Genomic DNA, 21792 nt, shown 5'->3' on the forward strand with positions numbered 1-21792 from the left:
ACCAGACGCTGAGACGTGCGCCCACCCGACCTGCGCGCGCCGTCCGTCGGCGACGTCCCTGAGGCGCCCTTGCTCGCGCCGGGGCCGGGGCTGCCGCTGCCGTCGGACGCGGACGGGTCGGCGCCCGGCGTGGCGGAGCCCGAGGCGCCGGCGTGCACGTTCTTCGCCGACGGATCGCTCACCGGGGCGCCGGAGACGGCGGGACCGCCCGAGGCCGACGGGCCCGAGTCGGGATCCGTGCTGTCGCCGCTGACGGCGGAGCCGCCGAGGCCGGTACCGGAACCGGAGCCCAGGCCGTGGTGCCCCGGATCGAGCGCCAGTTGCGCGAGGCTGAGCGCGCCCGCCGCGAGGACGACGCCGAGCGTGCCGATGACGATCCTGCGGCCGCGTTTGCTGCGCGCCCTGCGCGGCGCGGAGCGCGGCCTGCGGCCCGCGCGGCGGTGGCCGTGCCCGGGCTGCTCGCCGGGCGGCACCGCCGGGGTCTCGCCGGCCTCGCCCCGGGGTTCGGGCGGGGCAGCGGGCTCCTGCGCGTCTCCAGCCGCCGCTCCGGGCGCGTTCCCCGCTTCGGCCCCGTTCGAGGGGCCCGGCACTTCCCGCGCTTCCGGCACTTCCCGCATTCGCGGCGCCTGTGCGGCGGCCGCCGGGGCGCTCGCGGCTTCCCCGGCCGCCGGGTCCGGCCCCGGCGCCTGCGCGGGTCGCAGGTCCTGCGCGTACCTGCCGCATCCGGCGCAGGCCAGCGCGCCGTTGAGGTGCCTTCGGCAGTGTTCGCAGTAGTCCATGGCGCTGGCAGGGTATGCGGCGGGACGGCGCGGCGGGCAGCAGCACGTGTGGAGATCTTGTGCGAAACCCCGGGTTCGGCACCGATCTGCCCGATTGGGGAGGATGGCACGCATGACTCAAGGCAGCCAGGCGGCTTTCGGCCCGCACGCCTTCCAACTGGTGCTCCTGCGCAGGATGGCGGACCACCAGCCCGGTCTCGTCGACGAGGCACGGCGCGAACTCGGCGCCTCGCGCGCCGACATGCGGGAGGCGAACCGCCGCTGGCAGGCGATGGTGCGTGCGCCGCGCGGCCGGGGCGCACGGGCCAGGTACCGGTCGGTGCTCGGCCCACCCGAGCGCGCCTTCCCGCGCCGGGTCGGTGACCTGGAGTGCGAGGCGCTCCAGTGGCCGGTGCCGCTCTGGCCGGGGCTGCGCTTCGAGATCATGGTCGCGCCCGGCGGCGCCGTGTGGAACGAGTGGCTCGTACGGGCGCCCGGCGTGCCGGGGCCCGAGCTGAGGACGGCGGCGGACCTGCGCCCGTGGGCGTGCACCGTGGACGAGGTGGCGCGGGCGTTCCCGCCCGCGCGGCCGCTCGAGGGCACGGCGCCGACCCGCTTCGGGCTGGTGTTCGAGGCGCCTGCGGCCCCTCCCGGAGCGCAGGACGGACCGGGAGCGAAGAACGGGCCGGGAGCGCAGGACGGGCCCGGCGTGCCGGCGCCGCCCACGCGGTACGCGGCCGAGTTCACCTGGGGTCTGCTCCAGCGGTGGGCGCCCGCCTGACCCGCTGCCGCCCGGCCGGTGTGGCGCGCACCGCGCCGTGGTACGCCGACCGGCTCAGCCCAGCGCGCGCCGGGGCCCGTACGGCAGCAGGATTTTCCTCAAGGACCGGCCGCGCCGCCGGTGACCGTCCCAGCCGCTCGGGAGATCCGCCGTGACCGTCAGTCTTGAGAATCTGCGCCGCTGCCACATCGCCGTCGACATGGGAGCCGCCAGGACGCGGGTCTTCGTGAAGGGGGCGGGGCTCGTCGTCGACGAGCCGAGTTGCGCGGCGGTGAACACCCGTACCGGCTCGCTGAAGGCGGTCGGCACGCTCGCGGAGCGGATGACGGGCCGCACACCGGACTACATCCGCGTCGTGCGGCCGGTCACCGGCGGCACGGTCATCGACATCGAGATGGCGCAGCGCATGCTGCGCCATCTGCTGGGCGACAAGCTCAGGCGCCAGCTGCGCCGCAAGCCGCGGTTGCGCGCGGCGGCCTCCACCCCGCACGACAGCGACCCGCTGGCGCAGCGCGCGACGATCGAGACGCTCGTCGGGCTCGGCGCGAGCCGGGTCGAGCTGGTGGACACCGTGATCGCCGCGGCCGTCGGCTGCGGCCTGCCGGTCGAGGACGCCACCGCCACGATGATCATCATGTGCGGGGCGGCGACCACGCAGGTCGCGGTGTTGTCGATCGGTTCGATCGTGACGGCGCAGCGCATCCCCGTCGGCGGCAACGCGATCGACCAGGCGGTGCTGCAGTACCTGCGCCACCACCACGAGCTCGTGCTGCCGAGCCAGTCCGTCCGTCCGCTGCAACTCGCCCTGAGCGGCAACGGATTGACGGAGGAGGGCCCGATGACCACGGAGATCAACGGCCGGGACGTCGCGACGGGCGTGGCCAGGTCGGTGAAGGTGGACACGGCGGCCGTGCGTGAGGCGATCTACACGCCGCTGACCGCGGTGAAGGACGGGATCGGGCGCGTGCTGCGCGAGTGCCCGCCCGATCTGGTGGCCGACCTGGCGGACACGGGCATCAGGATGGTCGGTGGCAGCGCGCTGCTGCCCGGCCTCGACCGCCTGCTGGGGGACGCGACGGGCATGCCGGTCGCGATCGCGGACCAGCCCGACCTGTGCACGATCCTCGGGATGGGCGCCATGCTGGACGGCAAGGTCCAGCCGCTGGCCGTCGACCCGACGGCGTCGGCGCACTGATCGGTCCCACCACGATGCCCGGCCGCGACGAGGACGGCCGCGACGAGGGCGGCCCCGGCGCGGGCGCCGACCGGCTGCCGATGCTGCTCGAGGCGGTGCTGGGCATCGGCACCGACCTCGAACTCGGCGTCACGCTCCAGCACATCGTGGACACGGCCGTCGAGCTGGTCGGGGCGCGCTACGCGGAGCTCGGCGTCGTCCAGCCGGAGAGCGCGCCGCTGACCGAGCTGTTCTCGGCGGGCACCGACGAGGGCGGTCCACGCGCCGAGGTGGAAGTGCGGGTCGCGGACGAGGTGTTCGGGCACCTGAGGGTGACCGGCACGCGCGCCGACGAGACAGCCGCGGGCGGCGGTACGGCTGCGCGCGCCGTCGGGTTCACCGCGCACGACGACGTGCTGCTGCGCACGCTCGCCGCGCAGGCGGGCATCGCCATCGGCAACGCGCGCACGTACGGCAGGGCGCGCAGGCGCGAGCGGTGGATCCAGGGCGCGGCGGCCGTCACCACCGCGCTGCTGACGGGCGAGTCCGCGCAGGACGCGCTGGCGACGGTGGCCGAGTCGGCCCGCGTGCTGGCCGACGCCGACGCGGGTGCCGTCCTGCTGCCGACGCCGGAGGGCGGCATGCGGATCGTCGCCGCGTCGACGGCCGACCCCGCGATCGCCGACGGCATGGTCGGCACGACGATCCTGCCCGGCTCCGCGGTTCTCGAACAACTGCTGGGCGGGGAACCGGTGTTCATCGAGGACTCGGCGTCCGATCCGAGGATGACGACGGCGGTGCGCGAGCGGTTCGGGCCGAGCATGATGCTGCCGTTGCAGCACGGCGGCCGGCTGATCGGCACCCTCACCGTGCCGCGGTCGCGCGGCAGGCGCCCGTACACGTCCGTGGACCGGCTGCTGGCCTCGCAGTTCGCCTCGCAGGCGGCGCTCGCGCTCGTCCTGGCCGACGCCCAGCACAACAGGGAGCGGCTGGCGGTGTACGAGGACCGCGACCGGATCGCACGTGACCTCCATGACCTGGTCGTGCAGCGGCTGTTCGCGACGGAGATGATGCTGGAGTCGACGCGCAGGCGGGCGGGTGCGGGCGAGACGGCCGCCCTGCTCGGGCGGGCCACCGACGAGCTGGACTCCACCATCCAGGAGGTGCGGACCGCCATCTTCGCGCTGCAGCAGCCGCCCGCGGAGGCGCCGACGGGGGTGCGTGGCCGGGTCCTGCGGGAGACCGACGGCGCGGCGGCCCTGCTGGGCTTCCGCCCTTCCGTGCGTTTCAGGGGCCCGGTGGACTCGGCGGTCTCCGAGCCCGTCGACGCTCGACTGCTGTCGGCGCTGCGGGGAGCGCTCGCCGCGGCGCACCGCAGGGACGGCGTCACGGCGGTCGAGGTCGAGGTCGACGCGGGCGTCAGGCTGCCCGACGGACGCGCCGCGGTGCGTCTCGTGGTGCGGGACGACGGGGAGCGCGAGGACGGGACGGGCACGGGCACGACGGCGGCCTGGCAGTCCCCCGAGCTCTGACGGCGCGCGCCTCGTCGCGCTGACGCTACGCGTGGCGCGCCCGAGCGCCCCCACCGGCTCCGGTTCGCACGGCATGGGGCGGGTAGATGACGCGGTGACATCGAACGGACACGAACGGTCACGGAAGGAAGTGTCGACGATGGCCGGCACCGCGGGAGTCGACTACGCCTGGTCACATCCGGGCGGGGCGGCGCTCAAGGCGGCGGGCAAGAAGTTCGCCTGCCGGTACCTGAGCAACGACTCGGCCAAGAACCTGACGAAGACGGAGGCCAACGACCTGACGTCGCACGGCGTCTCGTGCGTGGTGGTGTGGGAGTCGACGGCGCGGCGCGCCCTGTCCGGAGAGGCGGGCGGCGCGGCGGACGCGCGCGAGGCGCGACGGCAGGCGGCGGACGCGGGCATGCCGGGCGACCGTCCGATCTATTTCGCGGTCGACTTCGACGCGACGCCGGGCCAGCAGGCGGCGATCGACTCCTACCTGGACGGCGCGGCCGGCATCCTCGGCCGGGACCGTGTCGGCATCTACGGCGGCTACTACCCGGTCAAGCGGGCGCTGGACGCGCACAAGGCGGCCTGGGCCTGGCAGACCCCGGCCTGGTCGGGCGGCCAGTGGGACGAGCGCGCGCACATCAGGCAGGGCGCCCAGGAGACGATCGGCGGCGCGAGCTGCGACCTGGACACGGCGACCGCGGCGGACTTCGGCCAGTGGAAGCTGGGCCGAGGCCGAGGCTGAAGCTGAAGCTGAGGCCAGAAGCAACACCCCAGCTTCACATGTGCGTTGCAATCGGGACGGGCGCAAGTCACCTGCGGCGCGGGCCCGTAGGCGGCACCCGAGCGGGACGGCCGGATTCCGCCTGCCATCAGAAAACGGCACTCGACCAGCGCTTTCGCCGCCGTCTTCACATTCCGTTCTACGCGCGTTAGGTCGCGTTGAGGCAAAGATTACTTCCCCGTGGCGGACCAGGGGCTTTCGCTCCGCCACCGAAAATGTTTACATATGGCTGGTCCGGGGCCAGTCATCGACATCCGGGCCGTTTCACAGGCGACAAAACGGGGAGAAGACTTGTCACGGCCACCCGCGCTGCCCGCGACCAGAAAAACGGACATCATCCTCATGCACTTCAGAGGGGAACTGACCATATCCGCCGCCGCGAAGCTCGCCGGCGTGTCAGAGCAGTCCATAGGCAACTGGAAGCGGAAGTTCATCAGCGCCGGAAGAGAAGCACTCGAATCGGCATCGCACGACGGCGCCGTCCATGTGAGCGACCGCGAAAGACAGCTGCGCAAAGAGGTGCACAACCTCAAAGCCGCACTCGGGGACGCATTCCTGCAGCTCCGCGCCATCAAGGAAGCGACCAGGCGCGACATGGCGACAAGGACGTGGAACCCTTGAGGCATTAATGCCCCGGGAGTTCGGAGAGCGTTAACCCCCACAGGAAACACAATGGCTGGCCTCCGCATCAGGAGACCAGCCATCAGGCTTTCGGAAACCAGTCCGCCGCGCCTAGTGACCTCGGAGTGTCACCCAGAGCAGGACCAGCAGTCCCGTCAGCAACGACAAACCGATCATTCCGTACGCGAGCAACATCGAAGCGTTGTTACCCATACCGTTTCCGCCCTTTTTGGAACTCACCGGCCGTCCCCCTTTTTTGGTCATGTCGCGAAAGCAAAGTCTAGCATCCTGCTACCGCCCAACGGGAAGAACGCACGCGGCGGCCGCGCGAGGTGCTCGTACGACCGCCGCATTCCGGTTCACCGGATCGAACGTGCTGTTTCAGCGGTTGCCGCCGGCTCAGCAGGAGTGCTTGATGCTCTCGCCGATGCTGACGCCGACGCCGGCGCCCGAGAGGGCGCTGCCCGCGATCGAGAGGGCGACCGTGACGGGCGTGGCCGGCGCCTGGCCCGCGGCCTGGATCTCCTCGGCGGAGGCGTAGGCGGCGTATCCCTCGATCAGCTGGTCAGTCATGTCTGCTCCTTGTGATGGTGTTGTTGTGACGTCAGCACCGCGTGGACGGCGGCACTGCGGGCCTGGGCCCGGGGGTGTGTGGGTCAGCAGTTGCCCGCGACGGTGGCGGCGCTGGCGGCCAGCGAGGTGGAGAACGCGCCCGAGATGGCGATGGTGACGGGCGTGGCCGGGGCCTCTCCCGTGGCCGCCACCAGTTCGTCGGCCTCCGCGTAGGCGGCGTAACCGGAGATGAGGTCCTGAGTCATGGTCGTTTCCCCTCGTGTCAAGGAAGTGGATGACCGCGTTCCCGTGACTGCCCGGCAAGTGGTGCGACCGCGCGGTGGGGGTGGTATCTCCGTGCGGCCACGCCGCCCCCACCGCGTGCTGTGCGGTGTGTCCTGCCGGCCGGGGAACTACCGGCCGGGGCATACGCTGCCAGGCCGGTCCGGGCGTTCCAAGGGCCGCAAGAAACGGGTAACTTGCCTTCCTTTCCCGCTTCTTCGCCGGTGTGGCGGCCCTGCGGCGCCCTCGGGGCCAAGTTAAGAAAGTTCCGGCTCGGCCTGCGGGGCGTCCTGGTTGATGCCGACCTTCTTGCCGACGTCGAGCAGGTTGTCCGCCCCGATCGGGTCGAAGTTCAGGACGTCCGGCAGGCTGCTGATGCCCGAGATGAGCGAGATGAATCCCAGCTCCGACTGCTCCGAGACCATCTTGGTGGCCGCGTTGGCCTTGGCCAGGTAGTCCTCCTTGTTCCGCTTCGGGTCGTAGAAGTAGCGGACGTAGGCGAAGATGTCCTTGCCGATCTGCCGGTACACGTTCTCGAACTTCTCCATCGCGAACGGCTCGGCGGCGGGGTCGGCCAGGGACGCGAGCAGCGCCTTGGCGCCCAGCCAGGCGCCCGAGGTGCCCAGCCACACGCCGGAGGAGAACAGCGGGTCGACGAAGGCCGCCGCGTCGCCCACGGCCATCCAGCCGGGCCCGTGGAACGACTCGGTGGAGTAGGACCAGTCGCGGGTCGTGCGCAGGTCCTCCTTGCGCACACCGTCCTTGACAAGGTCCTTGAGCACCTGCGTGGTGGCCAGGCGCCGCTCGTAGATGTCGGCGGGCGACGCGCTCTTCACGGCGTGCGCGTAGACGTCGGTGTGCATGACCATCCCGACGCTCATCTCGAACTCGGAGACCGGGATCGCCCAGAACCACCCGTCGTCGAACGCCTCGACCATGATGTGGGAGTGCAGGTCGCCGGGGAGCGGCGCGTACGGGGTGTAGTAGGACCACACGGCCACCGAGTTGAGGTCCTCGGCGCGCTCGACGCGCGTCAGCATCCGCGACACCGCGCGTGCCTGACCCGACGCGTCGACGGTGTAGCGCGCGGTGGTGGTGTGCTCCTGCCCGGACGCGTCGCGCCACCGCACGCCGGTCACGGTGCCGTCGCCGGTGCGCAGCACGCCGTTGACGGTCGCGCCGTAGGTGATGTCGGCGCCGAGGGCGGCGGCGCGGTTGGCGATCAGGGCGTCGAACTCGGCGCGGCGCACGTGCCAGGAGTACTCGTAACGGCCGGCGTCGCGGAACTTGGTCGACCACGGGGTGGGGTCGTTGCCCCACACCAGGGTGATGCCGTACTTCTTCGGGAACCCCATGTTCTCGAGTTCCTCCCTCAGGCCCAGCTCCTCCATCACCGGGAGCATGCCGGTGATCATCGACTCACCGATGTGGTAGCGGGGGAAGAACTCCTTCTCCAGTACGGTGACGCGGTGGCCCTCCCGGGCCAGCAGCCCGGCGGTGACGGCGCCCGCGGGCCCCGCGCCGATGATGAGGACGTCCATGTCGGTGGTGCGGTTCGCCATGGTGGGGTTCCCTTCCTCAGGCGGGTATGACGGGGGTGACGGGTGAGCTGAGGTTGCGTGCCGGGTTGAGCGGGTCGATGGACGCGTCGTTGCACATCGCGACGATGCGGCCGGTCAGGCTCTGGCCGTCGTCTGCGGCCGCGTGCGTCACCAGCGCCTCGGCGAGTACGCCGCAGCGGTGCTGGCCGAAGCTGAGGCTCTCGCGTCCCGGGCGCTTGTCGGACGGTTCGAAGGCCGCGCCGACCGACGCGGTCAGCGGGTGGGTGAAGGCGGAGGTGCCCTTCGCGAGGTCCCCGCCGCTCTCCAGCAGCGCGGCCAGGTCGCGCGCCGCGACCCACGACACGCGGGGCAGGTAGACGACGACGGCGTCGGTGCGCGGGTAGAGGCCGCGGTTCGACGACGCCTTGGCCTGCCAGGGCAGGCCGCGGTCCTCCAGATGCCCCGCGACCTTCGCGAGCAGGCCGGGGGCGTGGCCGGGGTCGGCGACGTGCGCGTACAGCCGCATCAGCCCGCCGGTGCGGCGCGGCATGGGCGCCGCGCAGGAGGTGAGGAAGAAGAACCCGGGCGACAGGGCGGGCCTGGCCCAGCTCAGGCGCAGAAACGTCTCGCCATCCTCCTGACCTTCCTGGCCTTCCCGGTCGAGGCTGTCGCGGGGGACGGTGACGCGTACCCCGTCGAGTACGACGACGGCGTGCTCGCCGTCCTCCCGGGCGACGCGCACCTCCCGGCGGGTGTCCCGCTCCCCCACCGCTTCGTGGAAGAGGCGGTCGAAGCCGGGGTCGGAGAACGTGCGCGGTGTGAGGCTCTTGCCGTGGTCGAGGCGGGCGTGGGCGCACTTGTAGAGCAGGGCGCCGAGGTCCGAGGCGACCTTCTGGGCGCTTCCGGCGAGGTGCTCGCCCTGGAAGGAGGCGGTGACCTCGTCCTCGTCCGTCGCCGTGACGGTGACCTCGGCGGCCAGCTCGGCCACTGCCGGGGCGAGTTGGGCATCAAGCAGCATGGGCGGGGATCCTTAGTCCGATGGTGTCGAGGAACTGCCGCGGGTCGAGGAGCAGTGAGCGCCCGATGCCCGCGGCCGCGCGGGGGACGGCCGCCAGGATCTGCTTCTGCCTGGCGATGGAGATCATCCGGTCGATCATGTGCCACCCCGCGTAGCGTGCGGCCCGTACGGCGAGGTCGTCGTGGAGGGACGCGTCGAGGCCCGCGTGTGCGAGGTAGCCGGCGAAGAACGCCCTGGTGCGCGGGGCGAACCGGTCGACCTCGGCGGCGCCGGTGGCGACGATCTCCTGGTGGGTGGGTACGTGCCCCACGACGTGGGACTCGCTGAGCACGGTGGGGATCCGGTTGATCGCGTGGTAGAGCCACTCCCCGGCGAACGCGCCGATGTCGCGCGCCGGGTCGCCCAGGCGGGACTCCTCCGCGTCGGTCAGGTACAGCGTGTCGCCGCTGACGAGGAACTGGTCGAGGCGCACGTCGCCGTGGATGGGCACCCACACGCCCACGCCCGGGCCGTCCGCCTCCTTCATGGCGGTGACGGCTGCCAGGACCTCGGGATCGTTGTGCAGCAGACGCCACATGTGCAGTTCCGCGCCGGACTGGCCCAGGTAACCGCGCAGTGTCAGCGCGTTCATCGGGCCGAGCGGCGGCAGCGGGTGTGCGGAGGTGTCGAAGCCGTCGGGTGCCAGGCGGTGGGTTTCGGCGACGAGCCGTGCGGCCCTCAGGCACCACTCGGTGTCGAAGTCCTCACCCGCGTCCTGGGACGCCGTGAAGAGTTCCAGCAACGACCGCGGTTCGTCAAGGAGTTCGAAGGCGACGGTCGCCGTGGACTCCGCGTGGCCGAGCACCCTCGGGGTGGCGATGCCCGCCCGCGCGGCGCGCTCGGCGAAGGTCAGTGTGCGTCGTAGCCGCTCGTCGCGGCCCGGTGGGTCGAAGGTCTTGACGAAGACCTTCTCGCCCCGGTCGGTGGTGCCCATCCAGGACTCGTTGCGCCCGAAGGGCGACGTGACGGTGTCGGCCACGAACCTCCCGAGCCCGGTGCTCTCCAGGAGGGCGTTGACCTCGGGGTGCCGGGCGAGGTCCGCCGGCTCGAACCGTATGCGGTCGGCGCGTGATTGGCTGTCCATAAGCGCCGGACCGTACGGTCGGCCCGGCACGCCTGGCAACGCCGCAAGCATGCTGATGGTTTGCGAGGCACCTCGCGTCTTTGCAGGTCAGGCCGGTGCTGAGCGGGCCTGCTGCGCAAGAAACCATTGATGGACGCGTGACGTTGAACCTAGTCTCGCCGCTCGTGACTGCTTCAGACGAACGCCTCCGGCACGCGGCGCTGCCCAACGGGCTGCGGATCGTGGCGCGGCGCCTGCCCGGCCGCGGGGCCGTCGGCGTGGCGGTGAACTACCGCGCCGGTTTCCGCGGCGAACCCGAGGGGCGCTCCGGCATGGCGCACCTCTTCGAGCATCTGATGTTCCAGGGCTCCGCCGGCTTCGGCGCGGGCGGCCACTTCGGCTACGTCCAGCGTCTCGGCGGCACGGTGTCAGGCAACACGTTCACCGACATCAGCGACTTCCACCAGGTGGTGCCCGCGGGCAACGAGCGGCGCGTCCTGGAGATGGAGGCCGACCGGATGCAGCACCTGATCCTCGACCAGGAACGCCTCGACGTGCAGCGCCGCGTGGTGCTGGAGGAGATCAACCTCAAGGTCAGGGGCGCCCCTTACGGCGGCTTCCCCTGGACGGTGCTGCCGCGCGCGGTCTACTCGGGGTGGCACAACGCCCACAACGGCTACGGCGACGAGGCCGACCTGATGGAGATCACCGTCCAGGAGTGCCGTGACTTCTACGCGTCCGCCTACGCCCCGGGCAACGCGGTCGTCGCCGTCGCCGGGGACGTCGACCCGGGACGGCTCGTCGACGAGGCGGTGGAGGTGTTCGGCGGGCTGGACGACCGGGGCACGCCGAAGCCGCCACCGCTCGACGAGACCCCGGGGACCTCCCCGCGCACCCACCACCACCGCGACGCCCTCGCGCCGCGCCCGGCCCTCGCGATCGGCCGGCCCCTGCCCGCGCCGTCCGACATCGACCGCTACGCCGCCTTCGTTGTGGCGTCGATGTGGCTGACGGGCAACGACCATAGCCCGCTGCGCCGGGCCCTGGACGCGCGCGGCGTACCGTGCGCGTCGGTGTGCGGCCTGTTCGGCCCGTGGCTCGCCGCCGAACCCGACACGTTCACGTTCGTCGCCCACCACGACCCCGGCGGCAGGAACGCGGTCGTCGACCTCTTCGACGAAGCGTGCGAGCGCCTGGCAGCCACCGGTGACGACGGGATCGGCCCGGCCAGGCGCCAGGCGCACGTGTCGCTGCTCGCGCAGCAGGACTCGGTGCTGGGCGAGACGCGCGCGCTGGCACGCTCCGAGCTGCTGTTCGGCGACCCCGGCCTGGTGCGCCGCGCGATGCTCGCCACCGCGACCGTACCGGCCACCCATGTGCACGCGGCAGCACGGGAGTTGGCGGACCACCGCGGCCGGGGCTACGCGGAGCTCACGACGGAGGGCCAGGCATGATCGGCACGGCCGTCACCCAGCCCCGCGTCCTCGGCGCGCGCTCCGCCCACGGCGCGGAGATCCACGTGGCACCTCTCGCCACCACTCCCCTGGTACGGGTCCACCTGGCGATGCGCGTCGGCACACCGGCCCTGGGCGACCTCGCCGAGGCCGAGGTGTTCCAGGCACACTGGCTGACCACCCCGCGCGTCACGGCACTCCAGCGCCTCGGCGCAGCCGTGCAGGTCGCGCGCAGCCAGCACTGGCTGAGCTTCGCCGCCACCGCGCCGAGCGCGCTGGCCGAGGAGGCCGTCGACACCGTGTGCTCGGCCGCCGCGCCCGTGCCGATCGGCGAGGACGAGCTGCGCGGCGCCACGGACCGTGCCAGGCGCCAGGCACTCGGCATGGCCGCGCGCCCCGCGTCCGTCACCACGGAACTCGTCACCCGCGCCGCACTCGGACACGTGCCGCCCGCCCTGTCCACGCAGCTCACCGGCGCCATGTGGGACGCGCCCAGCGCGTCGGCCACCGGCTCCTTCACGGCGCGCCGCGCCGCGAACTCCCCCGCCCACCTGGTGGTCTGCGGGGACGTGGAGCCCAGGCGGACACTGGACGCCGCGCGCGCCGCCATGGACCGGGTGCAAGCGGGCACCCGCGACCCCGCGCCCGTACTGCCGGGCCGCGTCGGAGGCGACGGCGCCCGCCAGGAGCACGCGAGACCCGGCTGGTCCGTCGCCCACCTGCGCTACGCGTACGACGGGCTGCACCGCGACCATCCGCTCTTCCCCGCCTCCCTGGTGGCCACCGCCGCGCTGGGCTACTTCTCGGGCAGGATCAACACGCGGGTACGCGAACGGCTCGGGCTCGCCTACCGCACCGACGCCTCGCCCGGCCAGTACCTCGACCACGACATGGTGTTCGTCGAGGCGGACGTGGCGCCCGGCCACGTCGCCACCGCCGACGCCGAGATCACGTCCATCATCGATGACTTCGCCGACCGGGGCCTGCGGGACGGCGAACTCGACGCCGTCGTCTCCTTCATGACCGGCCAGTACGCGCTCGCGCTCTCCTCGCAGGCCGGGCTCGCCTCGTCCGTGCTGTCCTACGCGACGTCCGGTCTCGGCGTCCCGCGCATATCGGGCGTCCCCCACGCGATCAGCCGCACCACGGCCGGCGAGGTCGGGGAGGCCGCACGGCTCGTGCACGGCGCCGGCCCTGTCGCGCACGTCGTGGTCCGGCCGGCAACCCCCAGGAAGTGAGCACGTGAACCCACCGCGACCCCCCATAGAACTGCGCGGCATCACCATGTCGTACGGGCAACACGACGTCCTCAAGGGACTCGATCTCACCGTTGAGAAGGGCCAGTTGTTCGTCCTGCTCGGGCCCAACGGCGCCGGCAAGACCACCACCATCGAGATCATGGAGGGCTACGCGAAGCCGACCGGCGGGAGCGCCAGCGTCCTCGGCAGCGACCCGCTGACCGCGGGCGACGCCTGGCGCGACCAGGTCGGCATCGTCATGCAGTCCTGGGCGGACCACGCAAGCTGGCGGCTCGACACACTGCTCGGCGACATCGCCTCCTACTACAGCGACCCCTACCCGACGGCCGAACTGCTGGAGCTCGTGGGCCTCGGCGAGCACCGCCGGCGCAGGCTCAACCAGCTCTCCGGCGGCCAGCGGCGCCGTATGGACGTCGCCCTCGGCCTCGTAGGACACCCCAGGGTGCTCTTCCTCGACGAGCCGACCGCCGGCTTCGACCCGCAGGCACGCGCCGACTTCCACCGGGTGATCAGCGGGCTCAAGAGCGAGGGCGTGACCATCGTGCTCACCACGCACGACCTGCAGGAAGCCGAACGGCTCGCCGACCGCATCGGCATCCTGCTCGGCGGTGTCATCCACACCGACTCCACGCCCGCCGAGCTCGCGCAGAGCATAGGACAGCGCACCCAGGTGTCGTGGACGGCGAAGGACGGGGCCAGGCGGACCGAGGCGACCGACGACCCCGACACGCTCGTCCACGAGTTGATGACGTCGAACGGCGGGCCGCTCACAGGACTGCGCATCGACCGGCCGTCCCTCGAGGAGATCTACATGGACATCGTGGAGGCGGCACGGTGACGGTCGCACGCCTGGCCTGGCACAAGGCCGCCATCGATTTGAGGATGACGTTCTCCTCGCCCAAAGACCTCTTCAACATGTCCATCTTCGTCATCCTGATGCTCGCTGCCGCCTTCGCCCAGTGGGACCACCGCGGCGTCGTGCTCCTCGGCGGGATGAGCCTGATGCCGGCCGTCGGGGCGATGCTGTCCATCCCGTCCCTGATCGCGCTGGAGAAGACGGACGGGACGATCCTGCGGCGCAAGAACATCCCGCGCGGCATCCCCGCGTACGTCGCCGCCAGGATCATCTACACCACCGTGACCTCGTTCGTCTCCCTGCTGCCGCTGCTCGTCGTGGTCTTCGCGACCAGCGCCGACCTGCCGGCGGGGGTGTGGGACGTCGTGCTCGCGCTGCTCATCATCATGTTCGGCGGCGCGGCCCTCGTACCGCTCGGCGTCGCCGTCGGCGCGCTCCTGCCCAACCCGCGGGAGGCGGTCGCGATGGTGTCCTTCCCGTTCATGCTGATCGCGGGGGTCTCCGGCGTCCTCACACCCGACCAGGGCCTGCCGAACTGGCTGAAGTACGCCGCCGACGTCTTCCCCCTCGCCTGGATGACCCGCGGGACGCGCGACGCCTTCGCCGGGCACCTGGGCACCTTCCCCGGCTGGATCTTCGTGCTGGTGTGCGTCGGGTGGCTGAGCGCCGGATCGCTGCTCGCCGTCCCGCTGATGCGCGCCATGGTCCGCAAGCAGACCGGCGCTTCGCTGATCAGGCGGAAGGACAAGGCGTCCGTCGCCTGACGCGTCGCCTGACACGTCGCCTGACGCATCACCTGACGCATCACCGTCCAGGCCCGTCCATAGCCCGTCCATACAGAAGGGACACCGCTGTGCCGAGAGCAAGCCTGATGTACCCCCTGCAGTCCGCCGACGTGGGACCGATGGCCGCGTACGGACGGCTCGCCGAGCGCTTCGGCACCCGCCTGTGGTGCGGGCAGTCGATGCAGATCGAGACCCACGCCCTGTTCGCCGCACTCGCCGGCATGGGCGTGCAGGTCTCCTTCGGCACGTGTGTCGCCCTCACCCCGCTGCGCCACCCGTACCACGCCGCCGTCGAGGCTCGCAGCATCGCCGCACTGTCGGGGCAGCCGTTCACCGCAGGCTACGGCCCCAGCGGCGCGAGCTTCCAGGCGAACATCTACGGCGCCGAGCTGGAGAAGCCCGTCTCCCACACCGTCGACTTCGTCACCAAGGTCAGGGCGCTCCTCGACGGAACACCCGTCGCGATGGCCCCCGGTGGGGCGGACATGGGGCTCCTGCCCATCGACGACCTGCCCGGCATCGAGGTCGGCATGGGCGTCCTGCGCCCGGCCATGGCGCGGGCCGCGGGCCGCCACGCCGACGCGGCGATCACCTGGCTCACCCCGCCGGGCCTCCTCGCCGACCAGCTCGTGCCCGCCGCCCGCGGCGCCGCCGCGGAGAAGGGGCGCGCCACGCCCCGGTTCGTCACGGTGGTGCAGGTCGCCGTCGACCGCGCCGGCCGCGACATGGACCGCATCGCGTACCACGGAACACACCAGCACCTCTCGCTGCCCCATTACGTCGACATGCTCCAGCGCTCCGGCCTGCCCGTCGTCCACGGCGACCCCGCCGCGTCGGCACGCACCCTCCTCGAAGCGGGCGTGGTCGTCACCGGCAAGCCCGACGAGATCGCCGAGCGACTCACCGCGTGGCACAGTGCGGGGGCCGACGAGGTCATTCTCAATACCTCGGGCGTCCTCACCACGGAGGGTCTCGGCGAAGCCCTGCGCGACACCACCGACATCCTCACCGCGGTGGCGCAGCGGGCCGCGTCATGACCGCCGCGGCACCGGAGTTCACCGGCGAGCGGCTCATCGTCATGGCCACCGGCGGCATCCAGACCACACTGCTGCCCACCTGGCTCGACTGGCTGCGCACCAACTACCCTGCGACGCACGTACGTTGCGTGCTCACGCCGTCGGCCCTGCGGTTCACCACACCACTCGCCTGCTCGGCCTTCAGCGGCGGGCAGCAGCCGCTCACCGACACCTGGAACCAGGACATCGACCACGCCGTGCACGTGGAACTCGCCGACTGGGCCGACGGCATCATCGTCCACCCCGCCACGTTCCACACCGTCACCCGCCTCGCCCTCGGCATCACCGACACCCCGATGACACTGGCGCTGCAATGCACGTCCGCACCGGTCGTCGTCTGCCCCGCGCTGCCCCCCGGCGGATCCGACAGCCCCGCCTACCGCGCCAACGTGGCCACGCTGGCCGAACGTCCGCGCACCGCGGTGCTGCCGCCCACCCAGGGCGTCAGCACCTCGACGGGCCGCACGCAGATCGGCACCGCCGCGTTCTTCCCGCACGCCCTCACCGCGCTCGAAGACCTCAAGGAGACGCTGTGACGAGCGGCGAGACGGTCGCGCGGTTCACCACCGGGATGACGCGGACGACGGTGACCAAGGCGCCCGGCGGGTACGTGTGGACGCGCCGGCCGGGCAAGGACGTGCGCGACGATCCGCACCACACGCCGGGCCCGGTGCCGGACGACTTCACGCGCCGCGCCGCGGCCGCCTCCGGTGCCACGTTCACCTTCGCCACCCCCGCGACCTGGACGGACGGCGCCTACACGTTTCATGTGGGCGGGCATCGGAGTGTGGCGCAGCTCCTGATGGAGGGCGCGCTCAAGGACGCGGAAGCGGCCGCCGGGGGCGCCCGCGCCTTCGGCCGGCACCTCAAGGCGTTCCACACCGCGGACGCTGCCGACCCCACGCGCAGTGCCCCCGGCCCGGAGTATCCGGCCCCGCGTTACCCCGCCAGACTCGCGTCATGGCTGCGCACGGCCGCGGGCACCCGGGCCGCCCCCGCATTCCACACCATCCTGCGCGAGGGCCTCGGCGCGGCGCGCTGGGACACGCTCGCCGGGTACGCCGACGAGGCGCTCTCCCCGCGGGGCGACCCGGCAGTCGTGATCGGCTGGGCGACGCTCGGAAGCCTCATCGTCGCGGACGACGCCGACGCCGCCGCGAAGGAACCCGGTGCCGCGGAGGGCCCCGGGACCGCGGACGGCGCCGGGGCCGGGCCGCACGCGGCCCTGCTGTGCGGCCCCGACGGCGCGTTCGCCGCGCCCGAGATCGATCTCGGCTGCGCCCTTGGCGAGCTCCACGAGATCGCCGCGTCGCTCACCGCGCGCGGTATGGACACCGAGCCCGTCACCGCGTGGCGCGAGGCGCTGCTCGACGGCTACGGAACGCCGCTGGACCTCGCGAGGACGGCCCGCACCGCCGTCGTACGCATCGCCGCACACGCCCACGACTTCGCCGCGTACGTGGGGTTCCACACCGAACTCCACGCCTACGTCGGCATGCTGGCCGACCTGCTCGACAACGAGGGTTCGCAGACCACAGTGATCACAGCCCGGGAGAGGCCATGACGCAGACCACCGCCATACGGTTGCGCAGAGAAATCACCCGCCACCCCGCGGCGCTGACCGTCTCCCTGCTCACCGGACTGCTGTCGACGGCCGGTTCGCTGGCCGTCCCCCTGATCACCCGCCAGGTCATCGCCGACGTGTCCGCGGGACGCTCGGTGAACTGGCTCATCGTCGGGGCCTTCGTCGTCGCGCTCGCGTCGTCCGCCGCCCAGGGCGGTTCGGCCTACCTGCTGGCCCGCATCGGCTCCCACATGGTCTACCGCATCCGCGTCGCCGTGATGGGCCACATCCTGCGGCTTCCCGTCCAGCACATCAGGACGGAGGGGGCGGGGGCGCTGACCTCGCGCATCACGTCCGACACCCTGATGCTTCGCCAGGTGATCGACGTCGGGCTCGCGCAGATGCCGGTGTCCGCGCTGCTGGTGGCCGCGTCCGTCGCGGCGATGGCCTGGCTGAACTGGCTGCTCACCCTCGTGTCGGCCGGTGTGTTCGCCGCGGTCGGCATCGCCATCGCGTTCATGTTCAAGTGGATCAAGGCCAACGCCATCGAGCAGCAGCAGGCCCTTGGCGGCATCGCCGGGCGCTTCTCCTCGCACCTCGACGCCATCACCACCATCAAGGCGTCGGGCGCAGAGGACACCGTCGAGCAGGACCTGTCCCAGGAGGCGGACCGGGTACGGCGCATCGGCCTGACCGGCGACGTCCTCCAGGCGGCGATGCTTCCGGTGCTGGCGGGCGGGCAGCAGGTCGCGCTCGTCGCCGTCATCCTCGTCGGCAGCGTCCAAATGTCCCACGGGACGCTGAGTGTCGCGTCGTTCTCCGCGTTCGTGCTGTACCTGCTGCAACTGGCCGCGCCCGTCATGCTGCTGTTCACGGGGTTCGGCCGGCTGCGCATCGGGCAGGCAGTCAAGGAGCGCTTCAACACACTGCTGGCCACACCGCGCGAGCAGGACGGCGGGCAGCCGGGCGCGCGCCGCCCCGAAACCCCCGAGGCCGCCGGGCTCGACACCACCGGCATCGTCTTCGACAAGGTGTCGTACACGTACCCCGGCACCGCCCAACCGGCCCTCAGCGAGCTGTCGTTCTCCGTGCCGCGGCACGGCCTGACGACCCTGGTCGGCCCGTCGGGCGCGGGCAAGAGCACCGTGCTCTCCCTGGTGGAGCGCTTCACCTCGCCCGATGAGGGCCACGTCCTCGTACTCGGCTCCGACGTGGACGCCTGGCCGCTGTCCGAGCTGCGCGGGAGCATCACCTACGTCGACCAGTCGTTCACACTGCTCCAGGCCAGTGTGCGCCAGAACCTGTCCGTGCAGCACAAACAGGCCGTTCCCGAGGGCGCGTTGTGGGAGGCGCTCGCATCCGTCGGCCTGACCGCGGCCGTCAAGGCGCTGCCCGACGGCCTGGACACGGTCATCGGCGCGGAGACGGACCTGTCGGGCGGCCAGCGCCAGCGCCTCGCGCTCGCCCGTGCGCTGCTCTCCGACACGGAACTGGTCGTACTCGACGAGCCCACGAGCCAGCTCGACGGCATCAACGAGGACCGCTTCCGCACGATCATCGAGGAGCTGTCACGCACCCGTGCGGTGTTCGTGGTGGCCCACCGCCTGTCGACCGTACGCAGCGCCCAGCACGTGATCATGCTGGACGGCGGCGGCCTGGTCGACGAGGGCCCGCACGACGTCCTGCTGAAGACGTGCGAGCCGTACAGGGAACTCCACACGGCCCAGGCGCTGTCGTAGCGGCCGTTCCGCACCCCGCCGGCGCCACCCGCCCAGCCCGCCGCGGGCGGGCGCGCCGGCCGGCCGTGGGCGGGACGCACGGCCTCACCGGCCGAGCGGACCGCTTCCCATGACTGTTGCTCACCGGCTGCTGATCATCGAAGTCCGTCGGTCGAACGCGGTTCGCATTCGCCGTACGGACGGACATTCGAGTGGGGCGGGTGGGACTCGAACCCACGGCCGACGGATTATGAGTCCGCTGCTCTAACCGGCTGAGCTACCGCCCCCAACGGCGCGTCGCGCACAAGTGTGCGCGCCGTCTGCCGCAGCATAGCCGCTCATACGATCTCCTGCTGTGGCGGTCGGCATGCCGCGGCCTCGAAGACCGCCCCCTGAGCCCCGGGGTTGCCGGGCAAACGAAAAAGGACCCCTTTGGGGTCCTTCCGTGTGATGTGCTCCCCCGGCTGGACTCGAACCAGCAACCCTCCGGTTAACAGCCGAATGCTCTGCCAATTGAGCTACAGGGGATCGCGCTCCCCCGACTGGACTCGAACCAGTAACCTGCCGGTTAACAGCCGGCTGCTCTGCCAATTGAGCTACAGGGGATTGCTGCGTCTGCCGCGGGCCCTCGCCGGTCCGGGTCACCCGGGCGGCGCGTGCTCGCTGCGACACATACATTAGCGCAAGCAGGGGGGTGCTCCGCCAATCGGTATCGTGCCGGGTCACGTCGGGTGATCCCGGGCCGTGACGGGGTAGGCGCATCAGCACGCGAGGGCAGCGATGGCCCCACGGTCCGACGCTAGGAAAGGGTGGCAGCCAATGAGGTACCGCCTCACGTTCATCGCGGGTCTGGCTCTCGGATACGTTCTGGGAACCCGCGCAGGCCGCGAGCGCTACGAGAAGATGAGGAGCGCGGCGCAGCAGATCTCCCAGAACCCGGCGGTGCGCAACGCCACGGAGACCGCGACGCAGACCGGCAAGGAGTTCGCCGGGAAGGCGTACCACTCGGTGAGCGAGCGGGTCGGCGACAAGGTCGGGGACCGGGTGCCCGCGTCCGTCGCGCAGCGCGTGCGTTCCCTGCGGGAGCGCAACGGCCGCGCCGGCGAGGACGACTGGGGCACCACCAATACCTGAGGCGGCCGGTCCCCCGCGCGGTGCGGCGGTCAGCGGGCTCCGACGGGCGTCGGGGCCCGCTGACCGCTGTCCGTAGAATCCCGTGCCATGGGAATAGTCGCCGGTCTCGACAGCTCGTCCGGGGCCACACGCATCGTCGTCTGCGACACCGGCACCGGTGCCGTCCTGCGCCAGGGGTACGCGCCGCACCCCGTCGACCCGAAGGCGACGGACGTCGACCCGCAGGCCTGGCTGCTCTCCCTGGGCGAGGCCGCGACCGGCGGGCTGCTCGAAGGCGTCCAGGCCATCGGCGTCTCCGCCCAGCAGCACGCGCTCATCGCCCTCGACCAGCAGGGCGCCCTCGTGCGGCCCGCGCTGCTCGGCAACGACAAGCGCGCGCAGGTCGCGGCGGCCGACCTGGTGGACGCGCTGGGCGGCAGGCAGGCCTGGGCCGAGGCGGTCGGCGCGGTGCCGTCGGCCGGGCAGGTGCTCGCGAAGCTGGGCTGGCTGGCCCGGCACGAGCCGGAGGCCGCGGGCCGCGTCGCCTCGGTGATGCAGGCGCACGACTGGATCGTCTGGCAGCTGCTCGGCAGGCCCGCGCGCCGCACGACGGACCGCGGTGACGCGTCGAGCACGGGCTACTGGGCCGCCGCCACGGCCACCTACCGGCAGGACCTCGTCGAGCTGGCGCTCGGCCACCGGGTCGGGGTCCCCGAGGTGCTCGGCCCCTCGGAGGCGGCAGGCACCACGCCCGAGGGGCTGCTGATCTCCGCGGGCACCGGCGAGACCATGGCCGCCGCGCTCGGCCTCGGGCTCAGGACGGGCGACGCCGTCGTGTCGCTCGGCGGGTCCGGGTCCGTGATGGCGGTGCACGGGGAGGCGCTGGCCGACGCGTCGGGCACGATCACCTCCTTCGCGGACGCCACCGGCATGCACCTGCCCGTCGTGCACACGAACAACGCGGTGCGCGCGCTGCGCGGCACCGCCGAGCTGCTCGGGACGGCTGACCTCGCCGAGCTCTCCGCGCTCGCGCTCAAGTCGACGCCCGGTTCGTCCGGTCTCGTGCTGCTGCCGTACCTGGAGGGCGAGCGCACGCCGCAACTGCCGCACACGGCGGGCACGCTCAGCGGACTGCGCCGCGAGTCCATGCGCCCCGAGCACCTGGCGCGTGCCGCGTTCGAGGGCATGCTCTGCTCGCTCGCCGACGCGATGGACGTGCTGCGCGGCCGCGGCGTCGAGGTGCGCCGCGTGTTCCTGCTCGGTGGCGCGGCCGAGCTGCCCGCCGTGCAGGCCATCGCCCCCGCCGTGTTCGGCGCGCAGGTCGTGGTGGCGCAGCCGGCCGAGTACGCGGCGCTCGGCGCGGCCCGCCAGGCCGCGTGGGCGCTCGGGGTCTCGAACGGGACGCTGGACCCGGCGACGCCGCCGGCCTGGCAGGGCGCGGCCGCGCAGGTCTTCGAGCCGGGCGACGAGCTGGCGGTCGGCTCCGCCGTGCGCCAGCAGTACCAGGCCACGCGGGAGCAGATCCATCCGGGCGCGTTCGCCGGAACGCAAGCCGGGACGCGGGCCGGGACGCGGGCCGGGGGCTCGGACGCGGTGACCGGCGGCGACGGCACGCCGTAGCCGCCGGTCGCCGCACCCCCGGCGCGCGAGGGGGCATCGCCGGCCTCCTGCCAGTGGAGCGTCTCCTGCCACCGCGCCGCTACTGGGCCCGTGTCGCGCCGGTTCCGTCGCCCTCGCCGGTCCCGCCGCCCTCGCCGGTAGCCTCCGTCCCGTCGGCGCGCGCGTCCCCGGCACGCGGCCACGGCGTCGTCCCGGCGCGGCGTCGTTCCTGCAC

At 72.4% G+C, this 21792-nt stretch carries 21 protein-coding genes and 3 tRNA genes; 15 read left to right on the forward strand and 9 right to left on the reverse strand.

The features are described 5' to 3' along the window. On the reverse strand, positions 1-779 hold a 779-nt coding region (locus JFN87_RS14395; protein WP_209340434.1), incomplete at its 3' end, for an SCO2400 family protein. Positions 780-882: 103 nt separating this feature from the next. On the opposite strand from JFN87_RS14395, the gene JFN87_RS14400 reads away from it, so the two are divergent. The 5 genes from JFN87_RS14400 (at position 883) to JFN87_RS33680 (ending at position 5638) form a co-directional block, all read left to right on the forward strand. Beyond that, the gene (locus JFN87_RS14400) at positions 883-1539 is read left to right on the forward strand and encodes a hypothetical protein (RefSeq protein ID WP_245179640.1); all 657 of its coding nucleotides are present in this window, start codon (positions 883-885) and stop codon (positions 1537-1539) included. 151 nt (positions 1540-1690) lie between these two features. Further along, positions 1691-2734 carry a rod shape-determining protein gene (locus JFN87_RS14405; protein WP_209340435.1) on the forward strand — a complete coding sequence of 348 codons (1044 nt, stop codon included), beginning with the start codon at positions 1691-1693 and terminating at the stop codon, positions 2732-2734. 14 nt (positions 2735-2748) lie between these two features. Then, a complete protein-coding gene (locus JFN87_RS14410; protein ID WP_245179642.1) occupies positions 2749-4245 on the forward strand; it encodes a GAF domain-containing sensor histidine kinase in 1497 nt (498 codons plus the stop codon). Between the two features lie 139 nt (positions 4246-4384). Further along, the gene (locus tag JFN87_RS14415) at positions 4385-4978 is read left to right on the forward strand and encodes a DUF1906 domain-containing protein (protein ID WP_209340436.1); all 594 of its coding nucleotides are present in this window, start codon (positions 4385-4387) and stop codon (positions 4976-4978) included. Positions 4979-5197: 219 nt separating this feature from the next. Further along, entirely contained in the window at positions 5198-5638 is a 441-nt protein-coding gene (locus JFN87_RS33680; protein WP_209340437.1) for a helix-turn-helix domain-containing protein, read from the forward strand. Positions 5639-6037: 399 nt separating this feature from the next. Here JFN87_RS33680 and JFN87_RS14425 read toward each other — a convergent pair whose 3' ends face one another. The 5 genes from JFN87_RS14425 to lxmK all read right to left on the reverse strand — a co-directional run bounded on the left by JFN87_RS14425 (position 6038) and on the right by lxmK (position 10154). Next, entirely contained in the window at positions 6038-6211 is a 174-nt protein-coding gene (locus tag JFN87_RS14425) for an LxmA leader domain family RiPP (RefSeq protein ID WP_209340438.1), read from the reverse strand. Positions 6212-6294: 83 nt separating this feature from the next. Then, on the reverse strand, positions 6295-6456 hold the full coding sequence (locus JFN87_RS14430) for an LxmA leader domain family RiPP (RefSeq protein WP_209340439.1): 162 nt from the start codon (positions 6454-6456) through the stop codon (positions 6295-6297). Positions 6457-6729: 273 nt separating this feature from the next. Next, on the reverse strand, positions 6730-8034 hold the full coding sequence (locus tag JFN87_RS14435) for an NAD(P)/FAD-dependent oxidoreductase (protein ID WP_209340440.1): 1305 nt from the start codon (positions 8032-8034) through the stop codon (positions 6730-6732). A gap of 16 nt (positions 8035-8050) precedes the next feature. Beyond that, positions 8051-9031 carry a T3SS effector HopA1 family protein gene (locus tag JFN87_RS14440; RefSeq protein WP_209340441.1) on the reverse strand — a complete coding sequence of 327 codons (981 nt, stop codon included), beginning with the start codon at positions 9029-9031 and terminating at the stop codon, positions 8051-8053. After that, on the reverse strand, positions 9021-10154 hold the full coding sequence (lxmK, locus tag JFN87_RS14445) for a class V lanthionine synthetase subunit LxmK (RefSeq protein ID WP_209340442.1): 1134 nt from the start codon (positions 10152-10154) through the stop codon (positions 9021-9023). Before lxmK ends, JFN87_RS14440 begins: the two co-directional genes overlap by 11 nt. A 164-nt stretch (positions 10155-10318) precedes the next feature. Between lxmK and JFN87_RS14450 the strand changes: the two genes are divergently transcribed. The 8 genes from JFN87_RS14450 to JFN87_RS14485 all read left to right on the forward strand — a co-directional run bounded on the left by JFN87_RS14450 (position 10319) and on the right by JFN87_RS14485 (position 18866). Beyond that, positions 10319-11587 carry a M16 family metallopeptidase gene (locus tag JFN87_RS14450; protein WP_209340443.1) on the forward strand — a complete coding sequence of 423 codons (1269 nt, stop codon included), beginning with the start codon at positions 10319-10321 and terminating at the stop codon, positions 11585-11587. After that, complete coding sequence (locus tag JFN87_RS14455; protein WP_209340444.1) at positions 11584-12825, forward strand: M16 family metallopeptidase; 1242 nt, start codon at positions 11584-11586, stop codon at positions 12823-12825. The genes JFN87_RS14450 and JFN87_RS14455 overlap by 4 nt, the downstream gene beginning before the upstream one ends. Before the next feature lie 4 nt (positions 12826-12829). Beyond that, complete coding sequence (locus JFN87_RS14460; RefSeq protein ID WP_307865448.1) at positions 12830-13684, forward strand: ABC transporter ATP-binding protein; 855 nt, start codon at positions 12830-12832, stop codon at positions 13682-13684. Then, positions 13681-14466: an ABC transporter permease gene (locus tag JFN87_RS14465; protein ID WP_209340445.1), complete on the forward strand. Its 786-nt coding sequence runs from the start codon at positions 13681-13683 to the stop codon at positions 14464-14466. The genes JFN87_RS14460 and JFN87_RS14465 overlap by 4 nt, the downstream gene beginning before the upstream one ends. Positions 14467-14555: 89 nt before the next feature. Continuing rightward, positions 14556-15524: an LLM class flavin-dependent oxidoreductase gene (locus tag JFN87_RS14470; protein WP_307865449.1), complete on the forward strand. Its 969-nt coding sequence runs from the start codon at positions 14556-14558 to the stop codon at positions 15522-15524. Beyond that, positions 15521-16099 carry a flavoprotein gene (locus tag JFN87_RS14475; protein WP_209340446.1) on the forward strand — a complete coding sequence of 193 codons (579 nt, stop codon included), beginning with the start codon at positions 15521-15523 and terminating at the stop codon, positions 16097-16099. The genes JFN87_RS14470 and JFN87_RS14475 overlap by 4 nt, the downstream gene beginning before the upstream one ends. Next, the gene (locus tag JFN87_RS14480) at positions 16096-17127 is read left to right on the forward strand and encodes a hypothetical protein (RefSeq protein ID WP_209340447.1); all 1032 of its coding nucleotides are present in this window, start codon (positions 16096-16098) and stop codon (positions 17125-17127) included. The genes JFN87_RS14475 and JFN87_RS14480 overlap by 4 nt, the downstream gene beginning before the upstream one ends. Beyond that, positions 17124-18866, forward strand: a complete 1743-nt coding sequence (locus JFN87_RS14485; RefSeq protein WP_209340448.1) for an ABC transporter ATP-binding protein — start codon at positions 17124-17126, stop codon at positions 18864-18866. Before JFN87_RS14480 ends, JFN87_RS14485 begins: the two co-directional genes overlap by 4 nt. 192 nt (positions 18867-19058) lie before the next feature. Here the strand turns inward: JFN87_RS14485 and JFN87_RS14490 are convergent. The 3 genes from JFN87_RS14490 to JFN87_RS14500 form a co-directional block, all read right to left on the reverse strand. After that, positions 19059-19132: transfer RNA gene (locus tag JFN87_RS14490), tRNA-Ile, on the reverse strand. A gap of 168 nt (positions 19133-19300) precedes the next feature. Further along, positions 19301-19373 (reverse strand) — tRNA-Asn (locus tag JFN87_RS14495). Between the two features lie 5 nt (positions 19374-19378). Further along, positions 19379-19451, reverse strand: a tRNA-Asn gene (locus tag JFN87_RS14500). Between the two features lie 213 nt (positions 19452-19664). On the opposite strand from JFN87_RS14500, the gene JFN87_RS14505 reads away from it, so the two are divergent. Beyond that, positions 19665-19979: a YtxH domain-containing protein gene (locus JFN87_RS14505; RefSeq protein ID WP_209340449.1), complete on the forward strand. Its 315-nt coding sequence runs from the start codon at positions 19665-19667 to the stop codon at positions 19977-19979. 87 nt (positions 19980-20066) lie between these two features. Then, positions 20067-21578: an FGGY family carbohydrate kinase gene (locus JFN87_RS14510; protein ID WP_209340450.1), complete on the forward strand. Its 1512-nt coding sequence runs from the start codon at positions 20067-20069 to the stop codon at positions 21576-21578. Positions 21579-21792: the final 214 nt, after the last annotated feature.

Source organism: Streptomyces montanisoli, assembly GCF_017813245.1.
GTDB classification, from domain to species: domain Bacteria; phylum Actinomycetota; class Actinomycetes; order Streptomycetales; family Streptomycetaceae; genus Streptomyces; species Streptomyces montanisoli.